A 5,312-nucleotide genomic window follows, 5' to 3' on the forward strand; every position below is an offset into this window, starting at 1 on the left:
CGGGGTTTTCTCGTAATAAGTGCCTGACGATGACCTACTCTCGCATGGGAACTCCCACACTACCATCGGCGCTGAGCGGTTTCACTGCTGAGTTCGGCAAGGGATCAGGTGGTTCCCGCACGCTATGGTCGTCAGGCGAAAAAGGCAATGTGAATCATGCTGACGAGATATGTCTCATCGTATCCAGCTGTCGTCTGTTGTCAGTCACAGACCACTTGGGTGTTATATGGTCAAGCCTCACGGGCCATTAGTATCGGTTAGCTCAACGCCTTGCAGCGCTTCCACACCCGACCTATCAACCAGCTCGTCTTGCTGGACCCTTCAGGAGGCTCGAGGCCTCGGGGAGATCTCATCTTGAAGGAGGCTTCCCGCTTAGATGCTTTCAGCGGTTATCCCGTCCGACCTTAGCTACCCGGCAATGCCACTGGCGTGACAACCGGAACACCAGAGGGTCGTCCACTCCGGTCCTCTCGTACTAGGAGCAGCGCTTCTCAAATCTCCAACGCCCACGGCAGATAGGGACCGAACTGTCTCACGACGTTCTAAACCCAGCTCGCGTACCACTTTAAATGGCGAACAGCCATACCCTTGGGACCGACTTCAGCCCCAGGATGTGATGAGCCGACATCGAGGTGCCAAACACCGCCGTCGATGTGAACTCTTGGGCGGTATCAGCCTGTTATCCCCGGAGTACCTTTTATCCGTTGAGCGATGGCCCTTCCATACAGAACCACCGGATCACTAGAACCTACTTTCGTATCTGCTCGACGTGTCTGTCTCGCAGTTAAGCACCCTTATGCTCTTGCACTCAATGCACGATTTCCAACCGTGCTGAGGGTACCTTCGTGCTCCTCCGTTACGCTTTGGGAGGAGACCGCCCCAGTCAAACTACCCACCACACACGGTCCTCGATCCGGATCACGGACCAGAGTTAGAACGCCAATGATGCCAGGCTGGTATTTCAAGGGTGGCTCCACGTGATCTGGCGATCACGTTTCAAAGCCTCCCAGCTATCCTACACAAGCAACATCGGCGTCCAGTGTGAAGCTATAGTAAAGGTTCACGGGGTCTTTCCGTCTAGCCGCGGGTACACAGCATCTTCACTGCGATTTCAATTTCACTGAGTCTCGGGTGGAGACAGCGTGGCCATCATTACGCCATTCGTGCAGGTCGGAACTTACCCGACAAGGAATTTCGCTACCTTAGGACCGTTATAGTTACGGCCGCCGTTTACCGGGGCTTCGATCAGGAGCTTCGCCGAAGCTAACACCATCAATTAACCTTCCGGCACCGGGCAGGCGTCATACCCTATACGTCCGCTTACGCGTTTGCAGAGTACTGTGTTTTTAATAAACAGTTGCAGCCACCTGGTATCTTCGACCGGCGTCAGCTCCACCCGCAAGGGGCTTCACCTAATACCGGCGTGCCTTCTCCCGAAGTTACGGCACCATTTTGCCTAGTTCCTTCACCCGAGTTCTCTCAAGCGCCTTGGGATTCTCACCCTGACCACCTGTGTCGGTTTGGGGTACGGTCTCACTGTATCTGAAGCTTAGAGGCTTTTCCTGGAAGCGTGGCATCGATGACTTCCAGACCGTAGTCTGTTCGTCTCGTCTCTCGGCCTTGGGATACCGGATTTACCTGATTTCCCAGCCTACTGACTTTCACCAGGACAACCAACGCCTGGCTCACCTAGCCTTCTTCGTCCCCCCATCGCAATACAGTGAGGTACGGGAATATTGACCCGTTTCCCATCGACTACGCCTTTCGGCCTCGCCTTAGGGGCCGACTCACTCTGCTCCGATTAGCGTCGAACAGAAACCCTTGGTCTTCCGGCGGGGGAGTTTTTCACTCCCCTTATCGTTACTCATGTCAGCATTCGCACTCGTGATACCTCCAGCAAGCCTCTCGACTCACCTTCGTCGGCGTACACGACGCTCCTCTACCGCTCATCATTCGATGAACCCGTAGCTTCGGTACCTGGTTTGAGCCCCGTTACATCTTCCGCGCAGGCCGACTCGACTAGTGAGCTATTACGCTTTCTTTAAAGGATGGCTGCTTCTAAGCCAACCTCCTAGCTGTCTGAGCCTTCCCACATCGTTTCCCACTTAACCAGGATTTCGGGACCTTAGCTGACGGTCTGGGTTGTTTCCCTTTTCACAACGGACGTTAGCACCCGCTGTGTGTCTCCCACGCTGCACTCACCGGTATTCGGAGTTTGCCTCGGGTTGGTAAGTCGGGATGACCCCCTAGCCGAAACAGTGCTCTACCCCCGGCGGTGATACGTGAGGCGCTACCTAAATAGCTTTCGAGGAGAACCAGCTATCTCCGGGCTTGATTAGCCTTTCACTCCGATCCACAAGTCATCCAAAACTTTTTCAACAGTTCCTGGTTCGGTCCTCCAGTTGATGTTACTCAACCTTCAACCTGCTCATGGATAGATCGCCCGGTTTCGGGTCTATTTCCAGCGACTGGTCGCCCAGTTAAGACTCGATTTCTCTACGCCTCCCCTAGTCGGTTAAGCTCGCCACTGAAAATAAGTCGCTGACCCATTATACAAAAGGTACGCGGTCACAGAACGTGTCTGCTCCCACTGCTTGTACGCATACGGTTTCAGGATCTATTTCACTCCCCTCTCCGGGGTTCTTTTCGCCTTTCCCTCACGGTACTGGTTCACTATCGGTCAGCCAGGAGTATTTAGCCTTGGAGGATGGTCCCCCCGTCTTCAGTCAAGGTTTCACGTGCCCCGACCTACTCGATTTCACATGATCAGATTTTCGGCTACAGGGCTATCACCTGCTATGGCCGAGCTTCCCAGCTCGTTCGCCTAATCAGTCACATGCTTAAGGGCTGGTCCCCGTTCGCTCGCCGCTACTGGGGGAATCTCGGTTGATTTCTTTTCCTCGGGGTACTTAGATGTTTCAGTTCCCCCGGTTCGCCTCGTACACCTATGTATTCAGTGCACGATACCTATCTGATGATAGGTGGGTTTCCCCATTCAGAAATGTCCGGGTCGCAGGTTGTTTGCCACCTCGCCGAACCTTATCGCAGGCTTCCACGTCTTTCATCGCCTCTGGCTGCCTAGGCATCCACCGTATGCGCTTCATCGCTTGACCATATAACCCCAAGGGGTCTGATCCGCGATGACAACAACGACAATTGCCGGATACGCTTGAGACGTATCTCATGCCCTTCCCCGGGTAGGGAAGGGACTTTGTCAGCATGATTCACATTGTTAAAGAGCGACTGTTCAGAAAACAGTGAGAAACGCTAAAACTAACGCTTGCCACTGGCATCGAAACAAAAAAAACAGACTGTTGGGGAGATGGTGGAGCCTAGCGGGATCGAACCGCTGACCTCCTGCGTGCAAGGCAGGCGCTCTCCCAGCTGAGCTAAGGCCCCTCTGATATCCTGTCCGTGCATTTGGCAGGAATTTTATTCATGCCAAGGCGCTTTGGCGCGATGTGTAGCCTGCTACACGAGTGCCGAAGCAACGCAGGACTGGATAAAATTTGGTGGGTCTGGGCAGACTTGAACTGCCGACCTCACCCTTATCAGGGGTGCGCTCTAACCAACTGAGCTACAGACCCAAACAGTCTTTGCTCTGACCGATCAGATAATTCATTGTGGACACTTGCCGGGTGGCGATGACGGGTCGTTTAAGGAGGTGATCCAGCCGCAGGTTCCCCTACGGCTACCTTGTTACGACTTCACCCCAGTCATGAACCACACCGTGGTGATCGCCCTCCGAAGTTAGGCTAACCACTTCTGGTGCAGTCCACTCCCATGGTGTGACGGGCGGTGTGTACAAGGCCCGGGAACGTATTCACCGTGCCATTCTGATGCACGATTACTAGCGATTCCGACTTCACGGAGTCGAGTTGCAGACTCCGATCCGAACTGAGGTCGGCTTTATGAGATTCGCTCCCTCTCGCGAGATTGCAGCCCATTGTACCGACCATTGTAGCACGTGTGTAGCCCTACTCGTAAGGGCCATGATGACCTGACGTCGTCCCCACCTTCCTCCGGTTTGTCACCGGCAGTCTCCCTAGAGTTCCCGACCGAATCGCTGGCAAATAGGGACAAGGGTTGCGCTCGTTACGGGACTTAACCCAACATTTCACAACACGAGCTGACGACGGCCATGCAGCACCTGTCTGAGCGTTCCCGAAGGCACCAATCCATCTCTGGAAAGTTCGCTCGATGTCAAGAGTAGGTAAGGTTCTTCGCGTTGCATCGAATTAAACCACATGCTCCACCGCTTGTGCGGGCCCCCGTCAATTCATTTGAGTTTTAACCTTGCGGCCGTACTCCCCAGGCGGTCGACTTATCGCGTTAACTGCGCCACAAAGGTCTCGAGGACCCCAACGGCTAGTCGACATCGTTTACGGCGTGGACTACCAGGGTATCTAATCCTGTTTGCTACCCACGCTTTCGCACCTCAGCGTCAGTGTCAGTCCAGAAGGCCGCCTTCGCCACTGGTATTCCTCCCGATCTCTACGCATTTCACCGCTACACCGGGAATTCTACCTTCCTCTCCTGCACTCTAGCCTGACAGTTCCGGATGCCGTTCCCAGGTTGAGCCCGGGGCTTTCACAACCGGCTTATCAAGCCGCCTACGCGCGCTTTACGCCCAGTAATTCCGATTAACGCTTGCACCCTCCGTATTACCGCGGCTGCTGGCACGGAGTTAGCCGGTGCTTCTTCTGCGAGTGATGTCCTTCTTGCAGGGTATTGGCCCACAAGCATTCTTCCTCGCTGAAAGTGCTTTACAACCCGAAGGCCTTCTTCACACACGCGGCATGGCTGGATCAGGCTTTCGCCCATTGTCCAATATTCCCCACTGCTGCCTCCCGTAGGAGTTCGGGCCGTGTCTCAGTCCCGATGTGGCTGATCATCCTCTCAGACCAGCTACGGATCGTCGCCTTGGTGAGCCATTACCTCACCAACTAGCTAATCCGACATAGGCTCATCCGATAGCGCAAGGTCCGAAGATCCCCTGCTTTCCCCCGTAGGGCGTATGCGGTATTAGCTTGAGTTTCCTCAAGTTATCCCCCACTACCGGGCAGATACCTATGCATTACTCACCCGTCCGCCGCTCGACGCCTCCTAGCAAGCTAGGATCGTTTCCGCTCGACTTGCATGTGTTAGGCCTGCCGCCAGCGTTCAATCTGAGCCATGATCAAACTCTTCAGTTAAAAGCTTGATAGTCCTTGACCTTCAAAGAAGGAAGCGGACCAAACTTGGTTCAAGATTCAAACGTTCTCTTGACGAGTCGCTTGTCTTGATATTCAGTGACTAGTCACCGACATCCC

At 54.3% G+C, this 5,312-nt stretch carries 2 tRNA genes and 3 rRNA genes; all 5 read right to left on the reverse strand.

The features are described 5' to 3' along the window. Positions 1-21: 21 nt before the first annotated feature. A 5S ribosomal RNA gene (gene rrf, locus ETC07_RS14905) occupies positions 22-136 on the reverse strand. A 90-nt stretch (positions 137-226) separates the two neighbouring features. Next, a 23S ribosomal RNA gene (locus tag ETC07_RS14910) occupies positions 227-3,113 on the reverse strand. 210 nt (positions 3,114-3,323) lie between these two features. Further along, a tRNA-Ala gene (locus tag ETC07_RS14915) sits at positions 3,324-3,399 on the reverse strand. Between the two features lie 111 nt (positions 3,400-3,510). After that, a tRNA-Ile gene (locus ETC07_RS14920) sits at positions 3,511-3,587 on the reverse strand. A gap of 70 nt (positions 3,588-3,657) precedes the next feature. Continuing rightward, positions 3,658-5,195, reverse strand: a 16S ribosomal RNA gene (locus ETC07_RS14925). The 16S, 23S and 5S rRNA genes sit together here with 2 tRNA genes alongside, the layout of an rRNA operon. Between the last annotated feature and the right edge of the window lie 117 nt (positions 5,196-5,312).

It is taken from the genome of Halomonas borealis (assembly GCF_004798905.1).
Classification (GTDB): domain Bacteria; phylum Pseudomonadota; class Gammaproteobacteria; order Pseudomonadales; family Halomonadaceae; genus Halomonas; species Halomonas borealis.